This is a genomic window from Leisingera sp. NJS204, from assembly GCF_004123675.1.
Classification (GTDB): Bacteria; Pseudomonadota; Alphaproteobacteria; order Rhodobacterales; family Rhodobacteraceae; genus Leisingera.
The window spans coordinates 46,159-70,000 of record NZ_CP035417.1; the positions used below are offsets into that span (position 1 = coordinate 46,159).

The window sequence follows — 23,842 nt, forward strand, 5'->3', positions numbered from 1 at the left end:
GGCCGGGCAGATCTCAGATCAAGTCGGGATTGAGGCCGGGATTGAAGGCCGTGTTGACCACCTGCTGGATCTTGAAGGGAGAGCTGAACCCGTGTGTCTGCTCGATGATCGAGGTCAGGCTTTCGGATTGGCTGAGGCCCATCTGCTTGCATTCGACGGCCATCTTCAGAAGGCAGGAATGTTCAAGTTCGCCAAACATTGTTTTGGTCTCCTTGCTGCTCGTTTTTTTCAAGTATCGCATGGAAACCTTAAAATTTCTATGTGGCAGAATAATGGAGGCCGTTGTTATGCTTGACAATTCCTTAAGCTATGTCACCGAAGACGGCCGGACCATCGGCGGTGTGGTGATGGAGATGAAGAACATCACCCTGCGGTTCGGCGGTGTGGTGGCGATCAAGGATATCTCCTTTGACATCCGCGAAGGCGAGATCCGCGCGATCATCGGTCCCAACGGGGCCGGCAAATCCTCAATGCTGAACGTGATCTCAGGCTTCTATGTGCCGCAGGAAGGCGAGGTGCTGTTTCACGGCAAGAAGCGCCCGCAGATGCGCCCCTATGAGGTGGCCCGCCAGGGCATCGCACGCACCTTCCAGAATATCGCGCTGTTCGAAGGCATGAGCGTGCTGGACAACGTCATGACCGGACGGCTCAACTATATGAAAACAGGCTTGTTTTCGCAGGCTCTGTGGAAGGGCAAGGCGGAAAAGGAAGAGACCGAAAACCGCGAGGTTGTGGAGCGGATCATCGACTTTCTGGAGATCCAGCACATCCGCAAGACCCCGGTGTCACGGCTGCCTTATGGTCTGAAGAAACGGGTTGAACTGGCACGTGCCCTGGCTGCCGAACCAAAGCTTTTGCTGCTGGATGAACCAATGGCCGGCATGAACGTCGAGGAGAAGGAGGACATGTCCCGCTTCATCCTGGATGTGAACGACGAATTCGGCACCACCATCGCCCTGATCGAACACGATATGGGGGTGGTGATGGATCTGTCGGACCGCGTCGTGGTGATGGATTACGGTAAGAAAATCGGCGACGGCACCCCGGATGAGGTGCGCAATAACCAGGATGTGATCGACGCATATCTGGGGGTCAGTCATGACTGAGTTGCAATGCAGCAACACCCGGCCCCGGCAGGGTGACATCCGTACACCCCCTGTGCAGCCCCTGAGCACCGCCGCAGTGCAGAATTCCGTGGAGAGCCTCTAATGCCCGAACAACTCGTCTTTGCGATGGAAGTGACGCTGAACGGCCTGATGGCAGGCGTGCTTTATGCGCTGGTCGCGCTGGGCTTTGTGCTGATCTACAAGGCTTCCGGCATTTTCAACTATGCCCAAGGCGTGATGGCGCTGTTTGCGGCAATGACGCTGGTGGGGATCATGCAGGGGCAGGTGCCCTTTGCGCATATCATAAATGCGGTCTTTGGCGGCCATATCACCCATTTCGGCTGGAACGTTCCCGGTGTGCTGGCAATTGCTCTGACTGTCGGGGTGATGGTGCTGCTGGCCTGGCTGGTGCAGGTGCTGGTGATGAAGCACCTAGTGGGTCAGGAGCCGATCATCCTGTTCATGGCCACTATTGGTCTTGCCTATTTCCTGGAAGGCGTTGCCGACCTGATGTGGGGGTCCGAGATCAAGACACTGGACGTCGGTCTGCCGCAGGGCATCAACCTGTGGATTGACGAGACCACCTTCAACATCTTCGGCTACGGCTTCTTTATCGACAATCTGGATATCGTGGCGACGGTGATTGCGGCGCTGCTGGTGGCCGGGCTGGTCTGCTTTGCCCAATACACCAAGCAGGGCCGGGCGATGCGCGCGGTGGCGGATGACCACCAGGCGGCGCTGTCGGTCGGCATCTCGCTGAACTTCATCTGGGTGCTGGTCTGGTCGGTCGCAGGGTTTGTGGCGCTGGTCGCGGGCATCGTCTGGGGCACTAAATCCGGTGTGCAGTTCTCATTGTCGCTGATCGCGCTGAAGGCGCTGCCGGTGCTGATGCTGGGCGGCTTCACCTCGATCCCCGGCGCCATTGTCGGCGGGCTGATCATCGGTGTGGGTGAGAAACTGTTCGAGTTTGCCATCGGCCCGATGGTCGGCGGCGCCACCGAGAACTGGTTTGCCTATGTTCTGGCACTGCTGTTCCTGGTGTTCCGCCCGCAGGGCCTGTTCGGGGAGAAGATCATTGAACGGGTCTGAGGTTCATATGACCTGCTCCCGGCCTGTTCAGCTTTCCAGCTTGCGGAATGCGGCGATGACAATGGCGGCGAATACTGTGGCAACCAGCGTAAAGGCGATGGTCAGATCGCCGATCAGCTGCCCGGCCAGGAGCGTTAGCAGCCCGGCCCCGGCAAGCCCCATCAGCATCAGCCCCCAAGGGCCGGGTGCGGTCCCAGAGGTTTCCCTGCGTGCCTCCCGGCGCGGCGGCTCGAATTCGAACGGCGGCAGCACTGTTGCGTCTTCCACCGTTGCCAGCAGCCGGCCCTTGGCCTCTGCAAATTCGGCTGCTGAAATGTCACCCTTCTTCCGCGCGGCCTCCAGCCGCCGGATTTCCTCAAAAATCGCGGTCATTGATCCCACTCACTTTACCCAGGAACAGGGTGGCAGAAAGAAATGGGCAAAATGTGGCCAGGCACGGATTTCTGACAAATTGGTTAACGCTGGCGGTGCGGCATGACCAAGGCGATTGCCGTCATCAACGTGATTGCCTGGGCGGGTTTTTGGGCGTTCGGCTATCTGGCGCTGACCGCGGAAGGGTTCACGGAAACCCAGATTGTCACCGCGTCGCTGCTGGCGGCCTCAGGACTGATTACCGGCATCATTGCATACCTGCGTCTGGTGCGCGGCAGCGAGCGCAGCGGCTATGCCAAACCGTCAAACCGGATAACCCGCGCGCAGCGCGACGCGGCACAGGCGCAATGGGGGCAGATCGAATGATTGCCGCTGCTGAAACATTCAAGACAAACACCCGGACCGGGCCCTGTTTGCAACAGAAAGGGAGCATCTGAGACATGTTCTACCGTGAAGCCGGAGACTTCAAAACCTCCTATGCCGATGACAGCCAGACCTTCCCGATCAAGTTCGACCGTGTCCGCTATTATGTGGTGCTGGCGGTGGCCTTTGGCATCATCCCCTTCCTGGTCAACGACTACTGGGCCAATGCGATCCTGCTGCCGTTCCTGATCTATTCAATTGCGGCGATCGGGCTGAACATTCTTGTCGGATACTGCGGGCAGGTGTCCCTGGGCACCGGCGGGTTCATGGCCGTGGGGGCCTATGCCTGCTACAAACTGATGACAGCCTTTCCCGAGGTCAGCATGTTCATCCATGTGATCCTGGCGGGCGGCATCACCGCGGTGGTCTGCATGGCCTTCGGCCTGCCCTCGCTGCGCATCAAGGGTTTCTATCTGGCGGTGGCGACGCTGGCGGCGCAGTTTTTCCTGGTGTGGCTGTTCAACCGGGTGCCGTGGTTTTACAACTATTCGGCTTCGGGCCAGATCAACGCGCCGGAGCGCGATACCTTTGGCATCCTGATCACCGGCCCCAATGCGCCGGCCTGGGCCACCTATCTGTTCTGCCTGATTTTCCTGACGTTCTGCGCGCTGGTGGCCCGCAACCTGACCCGCGGCACTGTGGGCCGCAGCTGGATGGCGATCCGCGACATGGATATCGCGGCTGAAATCATCGGGGTGAACCCGCTGAAGGCGAAACTGACGGCCTTTGCCGTGTCCGGCTTTTTCATCGGGATTTCCGGCGCGCTGTTCTTTGCGGTCTACCTGGGTGCGGTCGAGGTCGGCGAGGCCTTTGGCATCAACAAGTCGTTCCTGGTGCTGTTCATGGTGATCCTGGGCGGGCTGGGGTCGATCTTCGGCTCCTTTGCCGGCGCGGCCTTTCTGGTGCTCTTGCCGGTGGTGCTGAAGGTGGTGGGCGTCGATCTCCTGGGCTGGCCAACTGATATCGTGGCGCATTTCCAGCTGGTGATCGTGGGGGCGCTGATCGTGGTGTTCCTGATAGCCGAGCCGCACGGCATGGCGCAGCTGTGGCGCGTCGCCAAGGAAAAACTGAGACTGTGGCCCTTCCCGCACTGATGCGGGCACGGCCTGGAAACCGGCGGGGAGAAAAGCAAGACTACCCCCGTTTTAAGAAACAATCGGATAAGACCATAGGGAGGATTTAAGCCGATGAAAAAGACACTGACCACACTGGCGCTGGGCGCCGCAATGGCAGCCGGACCGGCAATGGCGGACCTGGTGTTCCCGGACCTCAGCTACCGCACCGGGCCTTATGCGGCCGGCGGCATTCCGTTTTCGGACGGCTATAACGACTATTTCACCCTGCTGAACGAGCGCGATGGCGGCATCGGCGGTGTTCCGGCCAAAGTGATCGAATGCGAGACCGGCTATAACACCGAAAAAGGTGTGGAATGCTACGAATCCACCAAGGGCCAGGGCGCGCTGATCTATCAACCGTTGTCCACCGGTATCACCTATCAGCTGATCCCCAAGGTGACCGCAGATAACATCCCGCTGCACACCATGGGCTATGGCCGTACCTCGGCGGCGAACGGCGAAGTGTTCAGCCATGTGTTCAACTATCCGGCCAACTACTGGAACGGTGCCTCGGGCGTTGTGAACTACTTGCTGGAATCCAACGGCGGCGACATCAGCGGCAAGAAGATCGCGCTGATCTATCATAACTCTGCCTATGGCAAGGAACCGATCCGCACCCTGGAGGAGCTGTCCAAGAAACACGGTTTCGAGCTGATCGCCCTGCCGGTGGACCACCCGGGCCAGGAGCAGAAGTCGCAGTGGCTGCAGATCCGCCGCGAGCGTCCCGACAATGTCGTGATGTGGGGCTGGGGTGTGATGAACCAGGTGGCAATTCAAGAAGCTGCCAACATCCGTTTCCCGATGGAGAATTTCATCGGTGTGTGGTGGTCCGGTGCCGAGCATGACGTGATGCCGGCAGGTGACAAGGCGGACGGCTACAAGGCCGTGACCTTCCACAACGTCGGCCGCGACTTCCCGGTGTTTGACGACATCCAGAAATATGTCGTCGATGCGGGCAAGGCCGCAGGTGCGGGCGATCAGGTTGGTAACGTACTGTATAACCGCGGCATGTACGCGGCGATGCTGGCAGCCGAAGCCGCCAAGACCGCGCAAGGTATTCATGGCACTGCGGATATCAACGCTGCGATGATGCGGGACGGCATGGAAGCGCTGGTGATCGACGAAGCCAAGATGGCTGCGCTGGGGATGCCGAACTTTGGCCCGACCTTCAATGTTTCCTGCGACAACCACGGCGGCCCTGGCCTGGTGGGTGTGACCCAGTGGGATGCAGAGAGCAAAACCTGGTCGCTGATTTCGGACTTCAAACCGTCCGATACCGAAGTGATCGGTAAGCTGATCGAAGAAGATTCGGGCGCCTATGCGGCTGAAAACAACATTGAGTCCCGCTGCAAGTAAGGGCCTTGACCGGCCCTAGCCTTGGCGGGGCCGGAAACAACCGGCGCGGCAGAGAGCTGCCGCGCCACTCAACAGGGTTCCGGTTCAGGTCCGGGACAGTCATGAGGACACGCTTTGATGCTGGATGCAGCGAATACCGCCGCCGACACCGCCGATGTGCAGGCCGAGACCCTGCTGGAGGTCAACAATATCGAGGTGATCTACAATCACGTGATCCTCGTTCTGAAGGGCGTCAGCCTGAATGTCCCCAAGGGCGGCATAACCGCGCTGCTGGGCGGCAACGGGGCTGGCAAGACCACCACGCTGAAGGCGATCTCGAACCTGCTGCATTCGGAACGCGGCGAGGTCACCAAAGGCTCGATCAAGTACCGCGGCGCGCATGTGCATGAGCAGGACCCGGCCGAGCTGGTGAAGAAGGGCGTCATTCAGGTGATGGAAGGCCGCCATTGTTTTGAGCATTTGACGGTGGAGGAAAACCTGCTGACCGGTGCGTATACCCGTTCGGACAGCAGTGCAAAGATTCAGGACGATCTGGAGATGGTCTATCACTATTTCCCGCGTCTGAAGGAGCGCCGCAAAAGCCAGGCCGGTTATACCTCGGGCGGCGAGCAGCAGATGGTGGCGATGGGCCGTGCGCTGATGTCCCGGCCCGAGACGATCCTGCTGGATGAGCCCTCGATGGGGCTGGCGCCGCAGCTGGTGGAGCAGATTTTCGAGATCGTGAAGTCGATCAACGAGAAAGAAGGGGTGACCTTCCTTTTGGCCGAGCAGAACACCAACGTGGCCCTGCGCTATGCACATTACGGTTATATCCTGGAGTCGGGCCGTGTGGTGATGGACGGGCCTGCGGCTGAGCTGCGGGAGAACCCGGATGTAAAGGAATTCTACCTCGGCATGTCGGATGAAGGGCGCAAGAGTTTTCGCGACGTGCGGTCTTACCGGCGCCGCAAGAGGTGGCTGAGCTGATGCGGGGAGATGACGTGATGACCTATTTTGACACGCTTGAGACCCGCAGCGCAGATGAACGCGCCGCAGATCTTGCCAAGGCCTTGCCAGAGCAGATCGCCCGTGCGCGGTCTGCCTCCGGATATGCAGAATTGCTGGACGGTGTGGATCCGGCGGCGGTGATCTCGGCGGAGGCCTTGGCGGCGCTGCCGGTGCTGCGGAAGTCGGAGCTGAGCCGGGCGCAGGCAGGGAACCCGCCCTTTGGCGGTTTCACCGTGAAACCCGCGACCGGCTTTGCCCATGTTTTCCAAAGCCCCGGCCCGATCTATGAGCCGGGCGGGGTGGATGGCGACTGGTGGCGGATGGGGCGGTTTCTGAACGCTGCCGGGATCGGCCAGGGCGATGTAGTGCAGAACTGTTTCGGCTACCATCTGACACCTGCGGGCATGATTTTTGAAAACGGTGCGCGGGCGGTGGGCGCGGCGGTGTTGCCTGCCGGCACCGGCCAGACAGAGTTGCAGGTGACGGCTGCGCGTGATGTTGGTGCCACCTCCTATGCCGGCACGCCGGATTACCTGAAGGTGATTCTGGACAAGGCCGACGCCATGGGTGTGGAGCTGGCCTTTACCAAGGCGGCGGTGGGCGGCGGCGCGCTGTTTCCTTCCCTGCGTCAGGAGTATGCTGATCGCGGGATTTCCTGCCTGCAGTGCTACGCCACCGCTGATCTGGGCAATATCGCCTATGAAAGCCCGGCTATGGAGGGGATGATTGTCGACGAGCATGTGATCGTCGAGATTGTCACTCCCGGCACCGGCAATCCGGTGGCACCCGGCGAAGTGGGTGAGGTTGTGGTGACAACGCTGAACCCGGATTATCCGCTGATCCGTTTTGCCACCGGCGATCTGTCGGCAGTGATGCCGGGCGTTTCGCCCTGCGGCCGCACCAATTTACGGATCAAGGGCTGGATGGGCCGGGCGGATCAGACCACCAAGATCAAAGGCATGTTTGTGCGGCCCGAGCAGGTGGCGGCGCTGGTCGACAAACATGACGAGATCGTCAAGGCGCGTGTGGTTGCCAGCCGCGATGGCGAGATGGATGCAATGACCGTGCAGATTGAGGCGCAGGGCGGCGACGAGGCAGCCTATGCCCGCTCGGTGATCGAGGTGCTGAAGCTCAAGGGCAAAGTTGAGGTTGTGGCACCGGACGCATTGCCCAAGGACGGGCTGGTGATCGAGGATCTGCGAAACTACGACTGATTTCTTCGCAGGATCCAAGAAGCACGGGCGCCGGCATCAGACGCCCGTTTACTGTTCCGCAAGCAGGCGGAGCGCAAGCAGTGCTTTCTGGCTGGAATTTCTGACTGGAATAGTCGTAATAGGGCAACGCGAACCATCAGCCGGACCTGTGACTGCCGTAAAATGACTGCCGCGAATGACCCCATAAAGTATGCCCCCTACGGGCGCCGCAGCGGTGGAAGGAGCCGCGGCGGTGTTTTTGCCTTTCTGGCCTGGGCGGTGGCCCTGTCTTGCGTGCTGCCGATGCTGGCGGTGGCTCTGGCAGCGGCATTCGGCGGGACGGAGACGATCAGCCATCTGGCGGCCACGGTGCTGCCGGGATATTCGCTGACGACACTGGCACTGGTCGCGCTGGTCGCGCTTGGCACATTTGCAATCGGCACCGGTGCTGCCTGGCTGGTGACTATGACGCGCTTTCCCGGCGCGCGGTTTCTGGAAATCGCTCTGGTCCTGCCGCTGGCGTTTCCGGCCTATGTTCTGGCCTATGCCTATACCCATATTCTGGACCACCCTGGTTTCGTGCAGGCCACGCTGCGGGATGTGACCGGCTGGGGGCCGCGGGACTACTGGTTCCCTGAAATCCGCTCCACAGGCGGGGCAGCGGCGATGCTGGTTTTGGTGCTTTACCCCTATGTTTACCTGCTGGCGCGGGCGGCGTTTCTGCAGCAGAGCGCGGGCGCTTTTCTGGCGGCACGGGCGTTGGGCAAGAACGCCTGGCAGGCATTCTGGATGGTCAGCCTGCCAATGGCGCGGCCGGCGATTGCCTCGGGTGTACTGCTGGCAGTGATGGAGACCATCGCGGATTTCGGCACGGTCTCCTATTTCGGCGTGCAGACATTTGCCACCGGGATTTACACCAGCTGGTTTTCGCTGGGCGACCGGGGCGGGGCGGCGCAGCTGGCTCTGTGCCTGTTGGGCTTTGCCCTGACGCTCGCCGTAGCGGAGCGGGCGACACGGGGGCGGGCGAAGTATCATCACGCGGGCAAGCATCATAACCAGATGCCGCCGGCCGAGCTGAAGGGGCTCCAGGCGGCGGTCGCAGCCTTCTTCTGCGCGGTGCCGGTGGTGCTGGGGTTTTTACTGCCTGTGGCGGTGCTGTTCCTGATGAGTTTTGAGTCTGAGCAGAACCTGTTCAGCCGGCGCTATATCGATTTCACTGCCAACTCGATCACTTTGGCGGCAACTGCTGCAGTTCTGACCGTGGCAGCCGCAGTGTGCCTTGGCTTTTACCAGCGGCTGCGGCCCGGGCAGGTGTCCTCAACCGCGGCCTATTTTGCGCGGCTGGGCTATGCGGTGCCGGGCGGGGTGATCGCGGTGGGGCTGATCGTGCCTTTTGCCGCCTTTGACAACGCGCTGGATGCCTGGATGCGGGAAAGTTTCGGCATTCGCACAGGGCTGCTGGTGACAGGGTCGATCTGGCTGCTGGTCGCGGCCTACGGCGTGCGGTTCATGGCCGCCGCTCTTGGCGCTTATGAGGGCGGCCAGGCCACGATGCATTCCAACATGGATGCGGCGGCGCGCTCCTTGGGGCAGGGGCCGCTTGGGATGCTGCGCCGGGTGCATCTGCCGATCCTGACGCCCAGCCTGCTGACCGCGCTGCTGATTGTGTTTGTCGATGTGATGAAGGAGCTGCCCGCGACGCTGATAATGCGGCCATTCAATTTCGACACGCTGGCGGTGCAGGCGCACCGGCTGGCGGCGGATGAGCGGCTGGAAGGCGCCGCGGTGCCTTCGCTGGTGATCATGGCGGTGGGGCTGCTGCCGGTGATTCTGATCTGCCGTCAGGTGGGACGGCGGCGCTAGACGCAAGAATTTTGGAAAATTCTTGCCAAGAAAATTTGAATTTTCTTGGCCCGGGTGCAGCTTATACTGCCCACCAGGCCTCAATCTCGTCGCGGGAAATCCGGTTTGCCGGACCCAAGCCCACCAGCACGGTTTCCTCAGCCTCACAGCGTTTGGCTTCAACATGCCGGCCAACTACATGCAGCTCATATGCGCCTCCGGAGGTCAGCACAAAGCCCTTCATCCGGTAAAGCCCCGCAGGCCGGGCCGCCAGCTTGTTGCCCAGTGCACGGCGGTCCAGCACATCGCTGCTGCGGTGCTGCCAGGTGGTATAGGCGGGATGTGCGGCAACAGCGGTGCCCTTGGGCAGCGGCACCACGTCGAACAGCAGCTCGGCCACGGGCGATCCATTCAGCACGGTAGGAGTGCGGGCGCCGGCCTTCGCCAGCAGGGCGGAGACCGTCTGGTTCATGCCATCGCATTTGGAGACGATCACCAGATCAGCGGCGCGGATTTGCTGCTCCGCCTGCGGTGCAACCAGCGGGTCGCTCAGCAGGGTTCCGGCATTCTCTGCATCCACCAGAGTGACGATGCCGCCATAACTCAGCCCGATTTCATTCAGAACCGAATTGGCTATGGCGACCGGGTCGGAAATACCGCTGGCCTCGATAACCAGATGATCCGGACGGTCCGGACGGTTCAGGATGTCGCGCAACGCGAGAGACAGGTCATCGCCCATGGTGCAGCAGGCACAGCCATTGGTGAGAGCAATCGTGCCGCCAGCGGTATCCTGGATCAGGGCGTCATCAATGTTGATTGCACCAAAATCATTCACGATCACGGTCAGTTTCAATCCGTGGTCTTCGGCTAAAAGGCGGTTGATTAACGTGGTCTTGCCAGCGCCCAGATAGCCGCTGATTATCGTTACCGGCAACCGGTTCATACGCTCTGTTCCTCCAGAGCGCGGAAAGCTCTCGACTGCATGATTCCCCCCGAAATTCAAGATGCGTGAATCTATAGGCCGGTGGCCCGAACGGGTCTAGCAAAAGCTCGGTCAGCTTCAATCTTTCGTCAAGGGACGTGCCAGTGTGTTTCTGGGGAACCGGTCGCTGCAAAAAAAAGCGCGGTCCAAGCCGCGCTTTTAACGTGTTGGCTGACGGCTGGATTTACTTCCAGCCAACGTTGTTAAAGATCTTCTGTGCTTCGGGAAGATTCTTGGCAACGTCCGAAAGGCTCACGTCATCCGGTTTGAAGTGGCCAAGCGCCGCAATCGAGGGGGCCAGACCGACACCGGGCACCGCCGGGTATTCGTCATTCCCGGCCGAGAAATACGCTTGGGCGGAATCACCGGCGAGATATTCCAGGAACTGGACGGCGTTTTCCTTGTTCGGCGCATGGGCTGCCACACCGCCGCCCGAGAGATTCATATGCGCGCCTTCTGTATTCTGCGAGGGAAACAGCCAGCCGATCTGATCGCGGCCGTCCGAGATGCCCTTGACGTTTTTGCGGATCGAACGTGCGAAGTAGTAGGTGTTGGCCACCGCGATATCGCATTCGCCCGAGAGGATGCCGCGCATCTGGTCAGTGTCGCCGCCCTGCGGGTCGCGGGCCATGTTGGCGACGACGCCCTCAGCCCATTCCCGGGCTTTTTCGGTGCCGTGGTGAGTCACGATCGAGGCCAAAAGGGTCTGGTTGTAAGTGTTCTTGGAAGAGCGGATGCAGACCAGGCCTTTGTAGGCGGGGTCTGCCAGATCCAGATAGGTGAGCGGCGGGTCAGCCACTTCATCCTTGTCATAGAAGATGATCCGTGAGCGTTGGCTGAAACCGAACCACTGATTGTCCTCATCCTGCAGATAGGCGGGCACGCGGGCTTCCAGTACATCGCTTTTGATGCTTTGCAGCACACCGGCGTCCTTGGCGCGCGTCAGGCGCGAGGTGTCGACGGTGATCAGGATGTCAGCAGGGGAATTCTCACCTTCTGCGTTCATCCGGGCGATCAGCTCGTCCGCGTTGCCTTCGATGCGGTTGATGGTGATGCCGGTGGCCGCTTCGAATTCCGAATAGAGCTGTTCGTCGGTGTCATAGTGGCGCGATGAATAGATGTTCAGCTCGCCTTCGGCGGCAGCTGAGGTGGCAATGGCAGCGGTCAGGGCGCCGGCCAGTACGGTGGTGGCTTTCAGCATTGGGTGTCCCGTTCTTCTGTGGCTTTTATTCCGACTGAAATAGTCAATTAAAGCAATTGGCAGAAGATGCAACGGATTTCCGACTGAAACACTTGGTGCGTTCTCGGTCTTGACTGGCGGCAACTGAGAGCAGGCGGGCAGGAGCTAAAGAGCAGGGGCAGATGCCGGGGCGCGCTCCCGCCCGTCGCCGGACTTCTGGCAATGTCCGCTTCGGTTGGGCATGGCACCGCGCCATGCGCGGTGCCATGCCCAAGGCCGCGAAGACTCGCCCGGTTTTGGCCGGGGGATCTGCGGGCGCGGGAGCGTTTGCCTGTGTCTTTTCTGGAAACCGCAGTTGCCAAACGCAAAAAAACCGCATCAAATGATGCGGTTTTCTGCGTGTCGCTGTGTCGGATCTTAGCCCTGGCGCGCTTTGAACTTGCGCTGGGTCTTGTTGATCACGTAAACGCGGCCCTTGCGGCGCACAACCCGGCAATCGCGGTGCCGGTTCTTCAGCGAACGGAGCGAGTTCTTGACCTTCATGGTCTCTCTCCTTGTCTGCGGCGCGAACCAGCGCCTGGGTTAGCGGGTGGCCTGGCCGGAGCCGAAGCCGTGAATGAATGGTGGGCGATACAAGGATCGAACTTGTGACCCCTTCGATGTCAACGAAGTGCTCTACCGCTGAGCTAATCGCCCACTCTGGCCTGCGCGCCGTCCTGCCCCTTAGAAGTGAAAGGGGCGCGGGGTGCCGCGCCGGTGAGGGGGTCTATAAATAGAGTCGCTCAGGGGTGCAAGAGCTTTTGACCGCAGAAATTTCCGCGATATGCTGTTTCTTGCACAAGAAGCACCGGAGCAAGGATGCCTGATACAGCGTTTTCCGTGATTTCACCGCAGAAACTGGCGTCCTCCGTGGTTTTTGCCTCTCCGCACAGCGGCACAGACTATTCCGATTCCTTTCTGGCCCAGTCGATTCTGGGGCGAAAAGAGATCCGCAGCTCGGAGGACGCCTTTGTAGACCGGCTGTTTAAGGCCGCGCCAGAGTTTGGATCACCGCTGCTGATGGCAGTCAAACCGCGTGCCTACCTGGATCTGAACCGGTCTCCGGATGAGCTGGATCCGGCGGTGATCGAAGGGGTGCAGCGGCGCGGGCAGAATCCGCGGGTGGCGTCCGGCCTTGGGGTGATTCCCCGGGTGGTGGCCAATGGCCGTGCCATTTACCGCGGCAAACTGCCGGCGACGGAAGCAGAGCAGCGGATCAGATGCTGCTGGCACCCCTACCACCAAGCGCTGAAGGGGCTTCTGGAGCAGGCGCATCAGCATTTCGGCCAAGCGATTCTGGTCGATTGCCATTCGATGCCGCATGAGGCGATCGACACCATGGTTCCGTGCAAGGGCGGCAAACCCGAAGTGGTGCTGGGCGACCGCTTCGGCGCCGCAGCTGATAGCAGCGTTGTGGACCGGATCGAGGCTGCCTTTGCTGCGGCCGGGCTGAACGTTGCCCGCAACACGCCGTTTGCCGGTGCCTATATCGCCCAGACCTATGGCCGCCCATCGCGGCGGCAGCACGCGGTTCAGATCGAAATAGACCGGGCATTGTATATGGATGAAGCTAAAATCCGGCCCAACGGGAACTTTGAACCGCTGCAGCAGCTGTTGCGCCAAGTGATTGCCGAGATTGCGGCGATTGGGCGTGAGGAGCTGCCGCTGGCGGCGGAGTAAGAAGAAAACGCCTGCGCGGCTCAGCGCAACGCGCGGCCTTTCAGAATCGCGCTATCACCAAATCGCTTGCGGATGGCATCGGTGGCGCGTTCAGCCTCGGCCCGCTTGCCGGCCTGCGGATCCAGCAGGTCGCCGGTTTCGTCGGCTTGCGACTCGGGCACGAGCTCAGAGATGCCGCAGCCCAGCAGCCGGTAGGGTCCTTGGTCACCCGCCTGGTCCAAAAGGTTGCGTGCGGTGCGGTAAATGCGGTCGGCGATCTGGGTGGGGCTGCGCAGTGTCAACCGCCGGGTCAATGCGGAATGATTGGCGCGTTTCAGTTTGAGAGTGACAACCCGGCCTGCAAGTTCCCGCGCCTTGGCACGGTCGGAAACCTGTTCTGCAAGCCGCCACAGATGGCCATCCAGAATGTCTATGCTGGCGGTGTCTTCAAAAAACGTGGTTTCTTTGGAAATTGATTTAACGGGGGCATTGGCCGAAACCCGGCGCCGGTCCTGGCCGCGGGCCAGGTGCCAGAGCCGGTCCCCCATGGAGCCGAAGCGGCTGTGCAGGGCCTCGCGGTCCCAACGCAAAAGGTCCGAGAATGTGCGGATGCCCGCCTTTTCCAGACTTGCCTGGGCGGCGGGGCCGATGCCCCAAATCAGCCGCACCGGTTTTTCGCGCAGGAAATCACCGGTTTCTGCCTTGCCAATCACCGAGAACCCGCGCGGTTTGTCGAGGTCGGAAGCAACTTTGGCCAGAAACTTATTATGTGACAGGCCGATGGAGCCGGTGACGCCCAATTCGTCCTTCATCCGTTTGACCAGCCGGGCCAGCATCACGGCGGGCGGCGCACCGTGCAGTTTTTCGGTGCCGCTGAGGTCCATGAAGGCTTCATCCAGCGACAGCGGCTCCACCTCCGGGGTGAGCTCGTTCATCATCTTGCGGATTTCGCGGCTGACCTCGACGTAGACGCTCATCCGCGGTTTGATGAACACCGCATCGGGGCAAAGTTTCAAGGCCTGGAACGTTGGCATGGCCGAGCGCACTCCGCGGATGCGGGCGACGTAGCAGGCGGTGGAGACCACACCGCGTTTGCCGCCCCCGATGATCACCGGCTTGGCGGCCAGTTCTGGATTGTCGCGCTTTTCGACGCTAGCATAAAAGGCATCGCAGTCCATATGGGCGATGGTGAGGGAAAACAGCTCTGCATGCGCCTTGATCCGCGGGCTGCCGCAATGCGGACAGCGCCGGGCGGCGGGGGTTTCTTTCAGACAGTCTCGGCAAAGGGCATACATGGCGGGGCAAGTGGCTGAATGACTGGAACGGCAAGTCTAGCTTGCGGCGGAAGGCTTGTCTTTAGCGTGGCGGGGCGCCAAGCGACAGATCATGGCACTAGGGCGAGAAAATTTTTCCGGCGCGAATGTGGCCTTGTTTCTGGGCCGGGAGCTGCGTGTCATCCTGCGTGATGACACGCCGGATATTCCACGCCCTGGGCACTGAGACCTGCCGGGCGGCAGTCGCGAGAGGAAGGAACGTCCCGAAGTATACACGCTGCGGAAGACCCGGGAAGAATTTGGCCTAGTGCTGCAGCCGGGCAGGTGAAGTTCGAAGGTGAAGGGCAGGGATGGGCGCTGATGCCGCCGGATATCTGCTGCGGGCACTCTTTGGCGGTGCCGCATCTTGCCGGACGGCTAAGGCGCTGCCTTGCGGAGTGGGCGGTCTGCATGAGGCTGAAAGAAAGATCCCCCGCTAACTAGCGGGGGGAGGTGACGGGTCTCAGGAAGAAAAGCCCGTCTGGGGAGTGTCTCAAGTCCTAGAATCGCTCAGTCGGCGGTAATTCGCAAAGTCCACGGCAGCGGGCAGAGTTTGCGGAGCTGTGTGGTGTGCTTTTGAAGGCACAGGGCAATTTGGCGCAGATTTTGCCACTCTCGGCGGATTTCTCAGTGAAATGAAGTGTTTGACGTGGCGTCACTATACTTATGAACCATGGCTCCCACTGGCGGATTGTGCATAGAGCAAAAGATTTATTTCTGCCTAATTTTTGGGCAAGAAGGCGCCTGCACTGCGCGCAGCGCAGGCAGCCTGTGCTTCTCGGTATTAATCCTGCACGCCGGCCAGCTCAGTCAGGATGGCTTCAGCCGCGGCGCGGGGGCTGTTTGCCTGCCAGATTGGACGGCCAACAACGATATGGTCGGCACCGTCAGCAATAGCGCTCGCAGGTGTCGCGACCCGTTTTTGATCGCCGAGGTCGGCACCGGCAGGGCGGACGCCGGGGGTGACGATCAGCTTGCCTTCGGCTTCGGGCAGGGCACGGATCAGGGCCGCTTCCTGCGGGCTGGCGATAACCCCGTCGGCGCCGGCGGCAAAGGCATTGCCTGCGCGTTCCAGTACCAGATCCTGCACTGCACCCTCTTTGATCAGAGCGCCGTCCAGGTCCTGGCGGTCCAGTGAGGTGAGGATGGTGACGGCGAGGATCTTGAGGTCTTTGCCGGCAGCGCCTTCCTTGGCCGCCTGCACAACGTAAGGGTCGCCATGCACGGTGAGGAAGTCGAGATCGAACTGGGCCAGGCCGCGCACCGCATTTTCCACGGTGGCGCCGATGTCGAACAGTTTCATGTCGAGGAAAATACGCTTGCCGTGCTCTTGCTTCAGCTCATTTGCCAGCGCCAGCCCGCCGCCGGTCAGCATACCTAGGCCGATCTTGTAGAAGGAGACCGCATCTCCCAGCTGTTCGGCCAGCTTCAGGCCATTCAGCGCGTCGGGGACATCCATGGCAACAATCAGACGGTCGTCGGCGCGCGGGGGGTGGGTCATGGGGCGGTCCTTACTCTTGGCGGATTTGGCGTGAAACTGGCGTTTCATACGCAAGGGGCTTCGGTTGGGCAAGGTGCAGACGGGGCTCCCGCAACTGAAGCTGCCCCCGTGCGGGGACAGATTACAGTTTTGGGCCCGGCGCCGCGTCGCCGCGGCGCGGTCGCTCCTGTGGCGGCCAGGCGAAGTTGACGCAGGTCAGGGATTTGCTCATCTTTTCGGTGTTTAATGATCTTGAAGCGGCTGGTTTGCTTCCCACATTGAACCTTGAGGCCCGGACAGGGGCGTGCCGCAGGGCGGGCGCTGCCAAACATCGGGCGCTTGATAAAGGAGAGCAAGATGGACTTGAACAAGTTCACTGAGCGTGCACGCGGTTTCGTGCAGGCGGCGCAGACGATTGCGATGCGCGAGGGGCACCAGCGGCTGGTGCCGGAGCACATTCTGAAAGCGTTGATGGATGATGATCAGGAGCTGGCGAGCAACCTGATCTCCCGCGCGGGCGGCGCACCGGCGCGCGTGGTTGACGCTGTCGAGGCTGCTGTCGCCAAGCAGGCGAAGGTAAGCGGAGATGCGGCGCAGATCTATTTGGACGGCCAGACTGCCAAGGTGCTGGACGAGGCTGCCAAGATTGCCGGGAAGGCAGGCGACAGCTTTGTGCCGGTTGAGCGGCTGCTGATGGCGCTGTGCTTGGTGAAGTCCAAGGCGAAGGACGCCCTGGAAGCCGGTGCCGTCTCTGCGCAGAAGCTGAATGAGGCGATCAATGACATCCGCAAAGGACGCACCGCTGACTCAGCCACTGCTGAGGAAGGCTATGATGCGCTGAAGAAATACGCCCGTGACCTGACCGAGGCGGCGCGGGAGGGAAAGATCGACCCGATCATCGGGCGGGATGAGGAGATCCGCCGCTCGATGCAGGTGCTGTCGCGCCGGACCAAGAACAATCCGGTGCTGATCGGTGAGCCGGGCGTGGGTAAGACCGCGATTGCCGAGGGCATGGCGCTGCGCATCATCAACGGCGATGTGCCGGAGTCTTTGCGTGACAAGAAGCTGCTGTCGCTGGATATGGGCGCGTTGATTGCCGGTGCGAAGTACCGCGGCGAGTTTGAGGAGCGCCTGAAGGCGGTGCTGACAGAAGTGACCGAAGCCGCGGGTGAGATCATTCTGTTCATCGACGAGATGCACACGCTGGTCGGCGCCGGCAAATCCGACGGCGCGATGGATGCCGCCAATCTGATCAAGCCCGCCCTTGCGCGCGGCGAGCTGCACTGCGTTGGCGCGACCACGCTGGATGAATACCGCAAATATGTGGAGAAGGACGCGGCGCTGGCCCGCCGGTTCCAGCCGGTAATGGTGACCGAGCCGACGGTGGAGGACACGGTTTCGATTCTGCGCGGCATCAAGGAGAAGTATGAGCTGCACCACGGGGTGCGGATTGCCGATGCGGCCTTGGTTGCGGCGGCGACATTGTCGAACCGCTACATCACCGACCGCTTTTTGCCGGACAAGGCCATCGACCTGATGGACGAGGCCGCCAGCCGCTTGCGCATGCAGGTGGATTCCAAGCCCGAAGAATTGGATGCGCTGGACCGGCAGATCCTGCAGATGCAGATCGAGGAAGAGGCGCTGAAGCTTGAGGACGACGCGGCCTCCAAGGACCGGTTAACGACGCTGCAGAAGGAACTGTCGGACCTGCAGGAGCAGTCGGCCGAGATGACCGCTCAATGGCAGTCGGAACGGGACAAGCTGGCAGGGGCTCGCGACCTGAAAGAGCAACTGGACCGTGCCCGCGCCGACCTGGACATAGCCAAGCGGGAAGGCAACCTCGCCAAGGCGGGAGAGCTGTCTTATGGCGTTATTCCGGGGCTGGAAAAGCAGCTGTCCGATGCCGAGAGCCGCGAAGAAAAGGGCCTGATGGTCGAAGAGGCCGTGCGGCCGGAGCAGATCGCGGCTGTTGTGGAGCGTTGGACCGGTATTCCGACCTCCAAGATGCTGGAGGGCGAGCGCGAGAAGCTGCTGCGCATGGAAGATGATCTGCACCGCCGGGTGATCGGTCAAAACACTGCGGTGACCGCAGTGGCCAATGCGGTGCGCCGGGCGCGCGCGGGGCTGAATGACGAGAACCGGCCGCTGGGGTCGTTCCTGTTTCTTGGGCCGACCGGCGTGGGTAAGACCGAACTGACCAAGGCGGTTGCCGGCTTCCTGTTTGACGACGAGCACGCGATGGTGCGCGTTGATATGTCCGAGTTCATGGAGAAACACTCGGTCGCCCGGCTGATCGGTGCGCCGCCGGGCTATGTCGGCTATGACGAGGGCGGTATGCTGACCGAAGCGGTGCGCCGCCGCCCCTATCAGGTGGTGCTGTTCGACGAGGTCGAAAAGGCGCATCCGGATGTGTTCAACGTGCTTCTGCAGGTCTTGGATGACGGCATGCTGACCGACGGGCAGGGCCGTACCGTGGATTTCAAGCAGACGCTGATCATTCTGACCTCGAACTTGGGCGCGCAGGCGCTCAGCCAGCTGCCCGAAGGCGCGGATGCCTCGGACGCGAGGCGTGATGTGATGGATGCAGTCCGGGCACATTTCCGGCCCGAGTTCCTGAACCGTCTGGATGAGACCATCATCTTTGACCGTTTGGCGCGGGCGGATATGGACGGCATTGTCGAAATCCAGCTGGCGCGGCTGCTGAAGCGGCTGGCGGCGCGCAAGATCGCGCTGGAGCTGGATGAGGCGGCCAAGACCTGGCTGGCGGATGAGGGCTATGACCCGGTGTTTGGTGCCCGTCCGCTGAAGCGGGTGATCCAGCGCGCCCTGCAAAACCCGCTCGCCGAGGCCCTGCTGGGCGGCGAGGTCAAGGACGGCGACACCGTCCCGGTCTCGGCCGGCAGCGAGGGGTTGATCATCGGCGACCGGCTGGGGACGTCAGACCGGCCCAAGCCTGACGATGCCGTGGTGCATTGAGGAGAAGCAACGAGGAAGGCCCGCCAGCGATGGCGGGCCTTTGTTTTGAATGGGGGGACGCTATAGTTCCAAACGGCGCGCGCCCGTTCGGGTGCGTTCACCGGCCAGGATCAGGCAAAAGTCCTCATTCTGCAGTGCCAGTTGGCTGAGTGACGACGGGTTGTGGCGCATGCCCAGAGGGTATTCAGCTGTGCCGGATTTGCGGAGCTTTACGGTATGGAACCGTATCTCTGCCGGTGCCGTTGCGGCAAATACCGGCGAGAGGCAGGCCGCCACGGCGGCTGCGGCTGTGCAGCTAAGGGCCGTGCGGCGCGAAATGCCTATGGAACAGTTTGCCATCAGATCACCGGCCTTTTGTAGTAACGAACCTCTGGCGGCGCCGTCAAAGCCGCGAACAGCCGGAAGGCGGTCCGTAAGGAAGGGTTCCAGTTCTGCAAGCCGCCCTTCCAGTACTTCCATTTCAAGCGTTACCCAGTTGCTCATCGGGATCTCCTTTTTTCTCTCGATGAGCAGTTCATGGCTGGGATGATCGCAGGCCGCTAACGTAACCCGATCAATAGTATTGCAATCCGATCAGAAACCCTGGTTAGGTTTCTGCAAAGCTGGATCAGGCCAAAGGGCTGTTGGAAAACACCAGGGAGGCGGTCACCGGCATCGTGCTGGCCGTCGGCTATGACAGCACGTCCCATTTTATCAGCGCATTTAAGAAGCAGTTCGGAATGACCCCGGGTCAGTTCCGGGCGGCTATTGCCGCAGCTGACCCGTAGTCCCAGGGGTACAGCTTCACTGAGCGACCGCGTCCTTGGCCACCCGCCGTTCATATTTGCGGCGCAGGACCTGCAGGCGGGGTTCCCAATTGTAGCGTCCGTCCTCGGTAGTGGAGGACCAGAACAGCTTGCCGCCATAGCGCCAGGGGTCAAGCACGATGCCCTCATTTATTCCGTCGCCTTTGGCCGCGATCACCGCAGTGCTGTGGTCGATGCGGAAATCGTTTTTAGGTTCGGCAATGGCGCGCAGCATCGAGAGCGTCTGGAAGTTCTCCTGGCTAAGCCGCGCCTGCATGTCCTCGGCGTAATGCACGCAAAGGCCGCGGTCCTTGACCCCGGTGTTCACCATCGTGTTGTGCAGGATCGGCGAGGTGGTGACATTATACTGCTCGGCCAGCCTGGCGGAGTAGCTGTAGGCGATCTCGGCTGCGCGGCGGGCCTCAACCGGGTCCACTTTCGGATCCAGGGTTTGCAGCGCCAGCGAGAGTTCTTGGACATCGTTCTTGGTCGCCGTGGGGCCGGTGGCGCAGCCAGCCAGCGTAGCGGCTGCCAGCATCATCAGGTAAGCAAAAAGGGATTTCATCATGGTCTGCCCGTGCCGGAATTTCAGTTTCCGGCCAGCATAGTGAAATCACGCAGGCAGTGCAGCGGGAAATTTTGCAACCAGGGGTACTCCGGAGCTTACTCCTCAATCGCCTCCTGCACGATGCCGTCCATTAGATCGTGGATCACCTGCATCTCGCCCTCGGGGAAGGCGCGGAACCCAATGGTGACGTCATCTGCGCCGGGGGTCTGAGCGACGAATATGTCATAGGGGCAGAAGGTGATGTTCATTGGATTGGCCTCCATCACCTGGCGCGACAGTTTGGCGGAGCAGAAAGAAAAGACCTGCGCATGTTCAAACAGCACAATATCCGAGCCGACATCGGCGCGGGTGCGTTCCAGCATGTCGCCCACATGGCTGATGTGGTCGATCCGCAGGCCCCGGTTGGTGATGGCGCTTTCAAGCCCGAAGGTTACGTCATCAAAGGGCAGGGGGGTGGTGTAGCTCACCATGTCCTGCGCCGCAGCCGTGCCGGTGCTGATGGCAAGGGCGGCTGCAACTACATATATCTTCATCGGGCATCTCCCTGGTGATTGCTGACACGCGCCCGCTGCCCTGCAGGGCCGTGCGCTAACATATTACATTTTTTGCATGAGATGGGGGCAACCGCCACCGGAAAGTTTCCGCATAGCCGGTTCAGGCGCCGCGCCGCTGAAAGCTCCTTTTGTTAACGCGGAATGAAGAAGGCTGTGCAACGTTACAGTTCTCTCGCGCAGTCGTTACAGGATATGTTTTGGGTTTTGCGCACGGGACCGTTACCTGAAAGGGAGCAGTAAACTCAGGAGACGCAGATGGCGCGCCGCTGGACCAATGATTTGACCCTTGCAGATGCAACACCGGAGGCTGCGTTCTGGAACCGCCGCCAGATCATGGCGGGGCTGGCAGGCAGCGGGCTGGCCGCGGCGCTGGGCACTGGCGTGCGCGCGGAGGCGGCGTTGGAGACCAATACTTGGGAAGAAGTGACCAACTACTGCAACTTCTATGAGTTCGGCACCGGCAAAGGCGAACCGTCCAAATACGCGGACCGGATGACCACTACGCCCTGGAGCGTCAAGATTGACGGTCTGGTGGACAAGCCGGGTGAATATTCCTTTGAGCAGATCCTGGGCGAAATGACACTGGAAGAGCGTATCTACCGTTTCCGCTGTGTCGAGGCCTGGTCCATGGTGGTGCCCTGGCAAGGATTCGAACTTGCCGATTTGCTGAACCTTGCAGGCGTGCAGGACGGCGCCAAATACGTTGCATTTGAGACGCTGTACCGGCCATCTGAAATGCCGGGCACCGCCTATAAGGTGCTGGACTGGCCCTACCGCGAAGGCCTGCGCCTGGATGAGGCGATGAACCCGCTGACGATGATGGCAACAGGTATCTTCGGTAAACCGCTGCCCAACCAGAACGGCGCACCGCTGCGGCTGGTGGTTCCGTGGAAGTACGGTTTCAAGTCGATCAAGTCCGTCGTGCGCATCACCCTGACGGATCAGGAGCCGCCGACCAGCTGGAATATGGCCAATGGCCGGGAATACGGCTTCTATAGTAACGTGAACCCCGATGTCTCGCATCCGCGTTGGAGCCAGGCCAGCGAGCGCCGCATTGGCGGCGGGCTGTTCGCCAAGCGCCAGCCGACGCGGATGTTCAATGGCTACGGGAACGAAGTCGCCGCCCTGTATGACGGGATGGACCTTGCCCAGCACTTCTGACCGGAGCCGCGTGATGGACACGGTAAACCAGCTTTTCCGCCGCTTTCCAGTCTGGGCAGTTTATCTGCTCGGGGCACTGCCTGCGTTCTGGCTGTTTTACCTTGGCCTCACTGGCGGCCTGGGGGTAGAGCCGATCAAGGCGCTGGAACATGAATATGGCGAACTGGCGCTGCAACTGATGATCCTGACGCTTTCCATTTCCCCGATGCGTCGGCTGCTGGGATTGAACCTGATGAAGTTCCGCCGGTCGATCGGCCTGCTGTGCTTCTTCTATGTGTCTTGCCATCTGCTGGTTTGGCTGGTGCTGGACGTTCAGATTATTGGCCAGATCCTCAGCGATATTGCCAAGCGCCCTTATATCACCATTGGCATGGGGGGCTTTGTCCTGATGCTTCCGCTGGCTTTGACCTCCAACAATTTCGCTGTCCGGCGGCTGGGGCGTGCCTGGCCGCGGTTGCACAAGCTGACCTATGCGGCAGCTCTTCTAGGGGCGCTGCACTACGTGATGCTTGTTAAGGGCTTCCAAATTGAACCGCTGTTTTATCTTGGCGTGGTGGTTGTCCTGCTGGCCCTTCGATTGCCTGCCGCTCAATTCCGGAAGCGGCAGTCTGCACCCAGGGCATCAGGCCGGGCTTAAATCGGATCCGCGGTATGGGCGTATGACTTGAAAGGCGGTCCTATTTGGGCCGTCTTTTTTGTTTTGTGCTGGCTTTGTCCTTGGCGACTCGTTTTCCGGGGTGATTTGCTGTGACTCCTGGCTGCGGGTCTGTGGATAAGCTGGACTGGTCTGTGGGTAAGTCCTGTGGCGGGGTGTTTTGGGTGTTCCGGGGTGTTTGCGGCTGCAGCATCCGGGTCAGTATTGCTGACTTTTTGACGTGTAAGCTGTTGATTTTGTTTTATTTTCATCTTTTCTCTTCGGAAAGTTCGGTTTTTGCTGTTTTTTGGCTTGCGGGTTTGTTGGTCTAACCTTAGAACCCCCCTCACCGGCAGCGACGAGATGCTGCTGAGACACACCGGACGGGACGGCGGGAACGCAGGACGGGACGGGAAACACACCGGAGAGACGGTGGGACGGGCTGGAGAGGCGGCCGGACGCTCAGGAGAGACTGAGGCACTTTGATAGATCTGACAGGCGGGCGCGCTGGGGAATACTGGCGCATCGGTCTTGTTTTTGGCCTCTTGGTGCTGCTCTTTGACATTGATGGATAACTGAAGAGATATGTGGGCGGTTTGGTTCGTTTCGATGGATCAACGTCTGTATATCAACGCTCATAGGAAGTTCGCTTCCGATGATTGAGTGTCAGCTTCACTGTCTTGTTCGGCTTCGGTTTCTTTTGAAACCAAGCACAACAGACAGAGAATAATTGGTTGCAGTTCCGGTTCCTAGCCGGGTCGGATCGCAAGGCGTCTCAAGCCCCCGTGTTTGAGCGTTTTGTTAAAGCAACCAGTGATGTGCAGAGGTTCGAACGTCAAGGATAAGCTGGCAACAGCTTTTCAACTTGAGAGTTTGATCCTGGCTCAGAACGAACGCTGGCGGCAGGCCTAACACATGCAAGTCGAGCGCTCTCTTCGGAGGGAGCGGCGGACGGGTTAGTAACGCGTGGGAACGTGCCCTTCTCTAAGGAATAGCCACTGGAAACGGTGAGTAATACCTTATACGCC

At 60.6% G+C, this 23,842-nt stretch carries 23 protein-coding genes, 1 tRNA gene and 1 rRNA gene (1 of these 25 cut by a window edge); 14 read left to right on the plus strand and 11 right to left on the minus strand.

Annotated features, from left to right (window positions below; translation table 11 throughout):
• Nucleotides 1-13: 13 nt before the first annotated feature.
• Entirely contained in the window at nt 14-199 is a 186-nt protein-coding gene (locus ETW24_RS00210; protein WP_027257200.1) for a hypothetical protein, read from the minus strand.
• A gap of 88 nt (nt 200-287) precedes the next feature.
• Between ETW24_RS00210 and ETW24_RS00215 the strand changes: the two genes are divergently transcribed.
• The gene (locus ETW24_RS00215; protein WP_027257201.1) at nt 288-1,106 is read left to right on the plus strand and encodes an ABC transporter ATP-binding protein; all 819 of its coding nucleotides are present in this window, start codon (nt 288-290) and stop codon (nt 1,104-1,106) included.
• 102 nt (nt 1,107-1,208) lie between these two features.
• On the plus strand, nt 1,209-2,195 hold the full coding sequence (locus ETW24_RS00220; RefSeq protein ID WP_027257202.1) for a branched-chain amino acid ABC transporter permease: 987 nt from the start codon (nt 1,209-1,211) through the stop codon (nt 2,193-2,195).
• 27 nt (nt 2,196-2,222) lie between these two features.
• Here the strand turns inward: ETW24_RS00220 and ETW24_RS00225 are convergent, their stop codons facing one another.
• The gene (locus ETW24_RS00225; RefSeq protein WP_129369244.1) at nt 2,223-2,567 is read right to left on the minus strand and encodes an SHOCT domain-containing protein; all 345 of its coding nucleotides are present in this window, start codon (nt 2,565-2,567) and stop codon (nt 2,223-2,225) included.
• A 102-nt stretch (nt 2,568-2,669) separates the two neighbouring features.
• Between ETW24_RS00225 and ETW24_RS00230 the strand changes: the two genes are divergently transcribed.
• The 6 genes from ETW24_RS00230 (at nt 2,670) to ETW24_RS00255 (ending at nt 9,504) form a co-directional block, all read left to right on the plus strand.
• A complete protein-coding gene (locus ETW24_RS00230) occupies nt 2,670-2,933 on the plus strand; it encodes a hypothetical protein (RefSeq protein ID WP_129369245.1) in 264 nt (87 codons plus the stop codon).
• A 74-nt stretch (nt 2,934-3,007) separates the two neighbouring features.
• Entirely contained in the window at nt 3,008-4,084 is a 1,077-nt protein-coding gene (locus ETW24_RS00235) for a branched-chain amino acid ABC transporter permease (RefSeq protein ID WP_129369246.1), read from the plus strand.
• Nucleotides 4,085-4,177: 93 nt separating this feature from the next.
• Complete coding sequence (locus ETW24_RS00240) at nt 4,178-5,461, plus strand: ABC transporter substrate-binding protein (RefSeq protein WP_129369247.1); 1,284 nt, start codon at nt 4,178-4,180, stop codon at nt 5,459-5,461.
• Nucleotides 5,462-5,578: 117 nt separating this feature from the next.
• Entirely contained in the window at nt 5,579-6,427 is an 849-nt protein-coding gene (locus tag ETW24_RS00245) for an ABC transporter ATP-binding protein (protein WP_129369248.1), read from the plus strand.
• A 17-nt stretch (nt 6,428-6,444) separates the two neighbouring features.
• Nucleotides 6,445-7,662: a phenylacetate--CoA ligase family protein gene (locus tag ETW24_RS00250; protein WP_129369249.1), complete on the plus strand. Its 1,218-nt coding sequence runs from the start codon at nt 6,445-6,447 to the stop codon at nt 7,660-7,662.
• 162 nt (nt 7,663-7,824) lie between these two features.
• Nucleotides 7,825-9,504: an ABC transporter permease gene (locus ETW24_RS00255; RefSeq protein WP_129369250.1), complete on the plus strand. Its 1,680-nt coding sequence runs from the start codon at nt 7,825-7,827 to the stop codon at nt 9,502-9,504.
• A gap of 61 nt (nt 9,505-9,565) precedes the next feature.
• Here ETW24_RS00255 and ETW24_RS00260 read toward each other — a convergent pair whose 3' ends face one another.
• The 4 genes from ETW24_RS00260 to ETW24_RS00275 form a co-directional block, all read right to left on the minus strand.
• Nucleotides 9,566-10,426 carry a CobW family GTP-binding protein gene (locus tag ETW24_RS00260; protein WP_129369251.1) on the minus strand — a complete coding sequence of 287 codons (861 nt, stop codon included), beginning with the start codon at nt 10,424-10,426 and terminating at the stop codon, nt 9,566-9,568.
• Nucleotides 10,427-10,649: 223 nt separating this feature from the next.
• On the minus strand, nt 10,650-11,666 hold the full coding sequence (locus ETW24_RS00265) for a Fe(3+) ABC transporter substrate-binding protein (protein WP_129369252.1): 1,017 nt from the start codon (nt 11,664-11,666) through the stop codon (nt 10,650-10,652).
• 396 nt (nt 11,667-12,062) lie between these two features.
• Complete coding sequence (gene ykgO / locus ETW24_RS00270) at nt 12,063-12,188, minus strand: type B 50S ribosomal protein L36 (protein WP_005648635.1); 126 nt, start codon at nt 12,186-12,188, stop codon at nt 12,063-12,065.
• 78 nt (nt 12,189-12,266) lie between these two features.
• A tRNA-Val gene (locus tag ETW24_RS00275) sits at nt 12,267-12,341 on the minus strand.
• 162 nt (nt 12,342-12,503) lie between these two features.
• Between ETW24_RS00275 and ETW24_RS00280 the strand changes: the two genes are divergently transcribed.
• Nucleotides 12,504-13,364, plus strand: coding sequence for an N-formylglutamate amidohydrolase (locus ETW24_RS00280; protein ID WP_129369253.1), 861 nt, complete (start codon nt 12,504-12,506; stop codon nt 13,362-13,364).
• A 20-nt stretch (nt 13,365-13,384) separates the two neighbouring features.
• Here the strand turns inward: ETW24_RS00280 and ETW24_RS00285 are convergent, their stop codons facing one another.
• Together ETW24_RS00285 and pyrF are read right to left on the minus strand one after the other, a co-directional pair.
• Nucleotides 13,385-14,638 (minus strand): DNA polymerase IV, encoded by a 1,254-nt coding sequence (locus ETW24_RS00285; RefSeq protein WP_129369254.1) that lies wholly within the window; start codon nt 14,636-14,638, stop codon nt 13,385-13,387.
• An 802-nt stretch (nt 14,639-15,440) separates the two neighbouring features.
• Complete coding sequence (gene pyrF / locus ETW24_RS00295; protein WP_129369255.1) at nt 15,441-16,157, minus strand: orotidine-5'-phosphate decarboxylase; 717 nt, start codon at nt 16,155-16,157, stop codon at nt 15,441-15,443.
• Between the two features lie 336 nt (nt 16,158-16,493).
• On the opposite strand from pyrF, the gene clpB reads away from it, so the two are divergent.
• A complete protein-coding gene (clpB, locus tag ETW24_RS00300; protein WP_129369256.1) occupies nt 16,494-19,112 on the plus strand; it encodes an ATP-dependent chaperone ClpB in 2,619 nt (872 codons plus the stop codon).
• A 60-nt stretch (nt 19,113-19,172) separates the two neighbouring features.
• On the opposite strand, the gene ETW24_RS00305 is transcribed toward clpB, so the two are convergent.
• Nucleotides 19,173-19,595 carry a hypothetical protein gene (locus ETW24_RS00305; RefSeq protein WP_129369257.1) on the minus strand — a complete coding sequence of 141 codons (423 nt, stop codon included), beginning with the start codon at nt 19,593-19,595 and terminating at the stop codon, nt 19,173-19,175.
• A 140-nt stretch (nt 19,596-19,735) separates the two neighbouring features.
• Between ETW24_RS00305 and ETW24_RS00310 the strand changes: the two genes are divergently transcribed.
• A complete protein-coding gene (locus ETW24_RS00310) occupies nt 19,736-19,879 on the plus strand; it encodes a helix-turn-helix domain-containing protein (protein ID WP_164982657.1) in 144 nt (47 codons plus the stop codon).
• A gap of 16 nt (nt 19,880-19,895) precedes the next feature.
• Here the strand turns inward: ETW24_RS00310 and ETW24_RS00315 are convergent, their stop codons facing one another.
• A complete protein-coding gene (locus ETW24_RS00315; protein WP_129372789.1) occupies nt 19,896-20,462 on the minus strand; it encodes a hypothetical protein in 567 nt (188 codons plus the stop codon).
• 98 nt (nt 20,463-20,560) lie between these two features.
• Nucleotides 20,561-20,998, minus strand: coding sequence for a DUF302 domain-containing protein (locus ETW24_RS00320; RefSeq protein WP_129369259.1), 438 nt, complete (start codon nt 20,996-20,998; stop codon nt 20,561-20,563).
• Between the two features lie 276 nt (nt 20,999-21,274).
• On the opposite strand from ETW24_RS00320, the gene msrP reads away from it, so the two are divergent.
• From msrP to ETW24_RS00335, 3 genes are all read left to right on the plus strand, one after another.
• Entirely contained in the window at nt 21,275-22,180 is a 906-nt protein-coding gene (msrP, locus tag ETW24_RS00325) for a protein-methionine-sulfoxide reductase catalytic subunit MsrP (RefSeq protein ID WP_129369260.1), read from the plus strand.
• A 13-nt stretch (nt 22,181-22,193) separates the two neighbouring features.
• Nucleotides 22,194-22,817 (plus strand): protein-methionine-sulfoxide reductase heme-binding subunit MsrQ, encoded by a 624-nt coding sequence (gene msrQ, locus ETW24_RS00330; protein ID WP_129369261.1) that lies wholly within the window; start codon nt 22,194-22,196, stop codon nt 22,815-22,817.
• Between the two features lie 858 nt (nt 22,818-23,675).
• Nucleotides 23,676-23,842 (plus strand): 16S ribosomal RNA (locus ETW24_RS00335) (it continues 1,299 nt past the right edge of the window).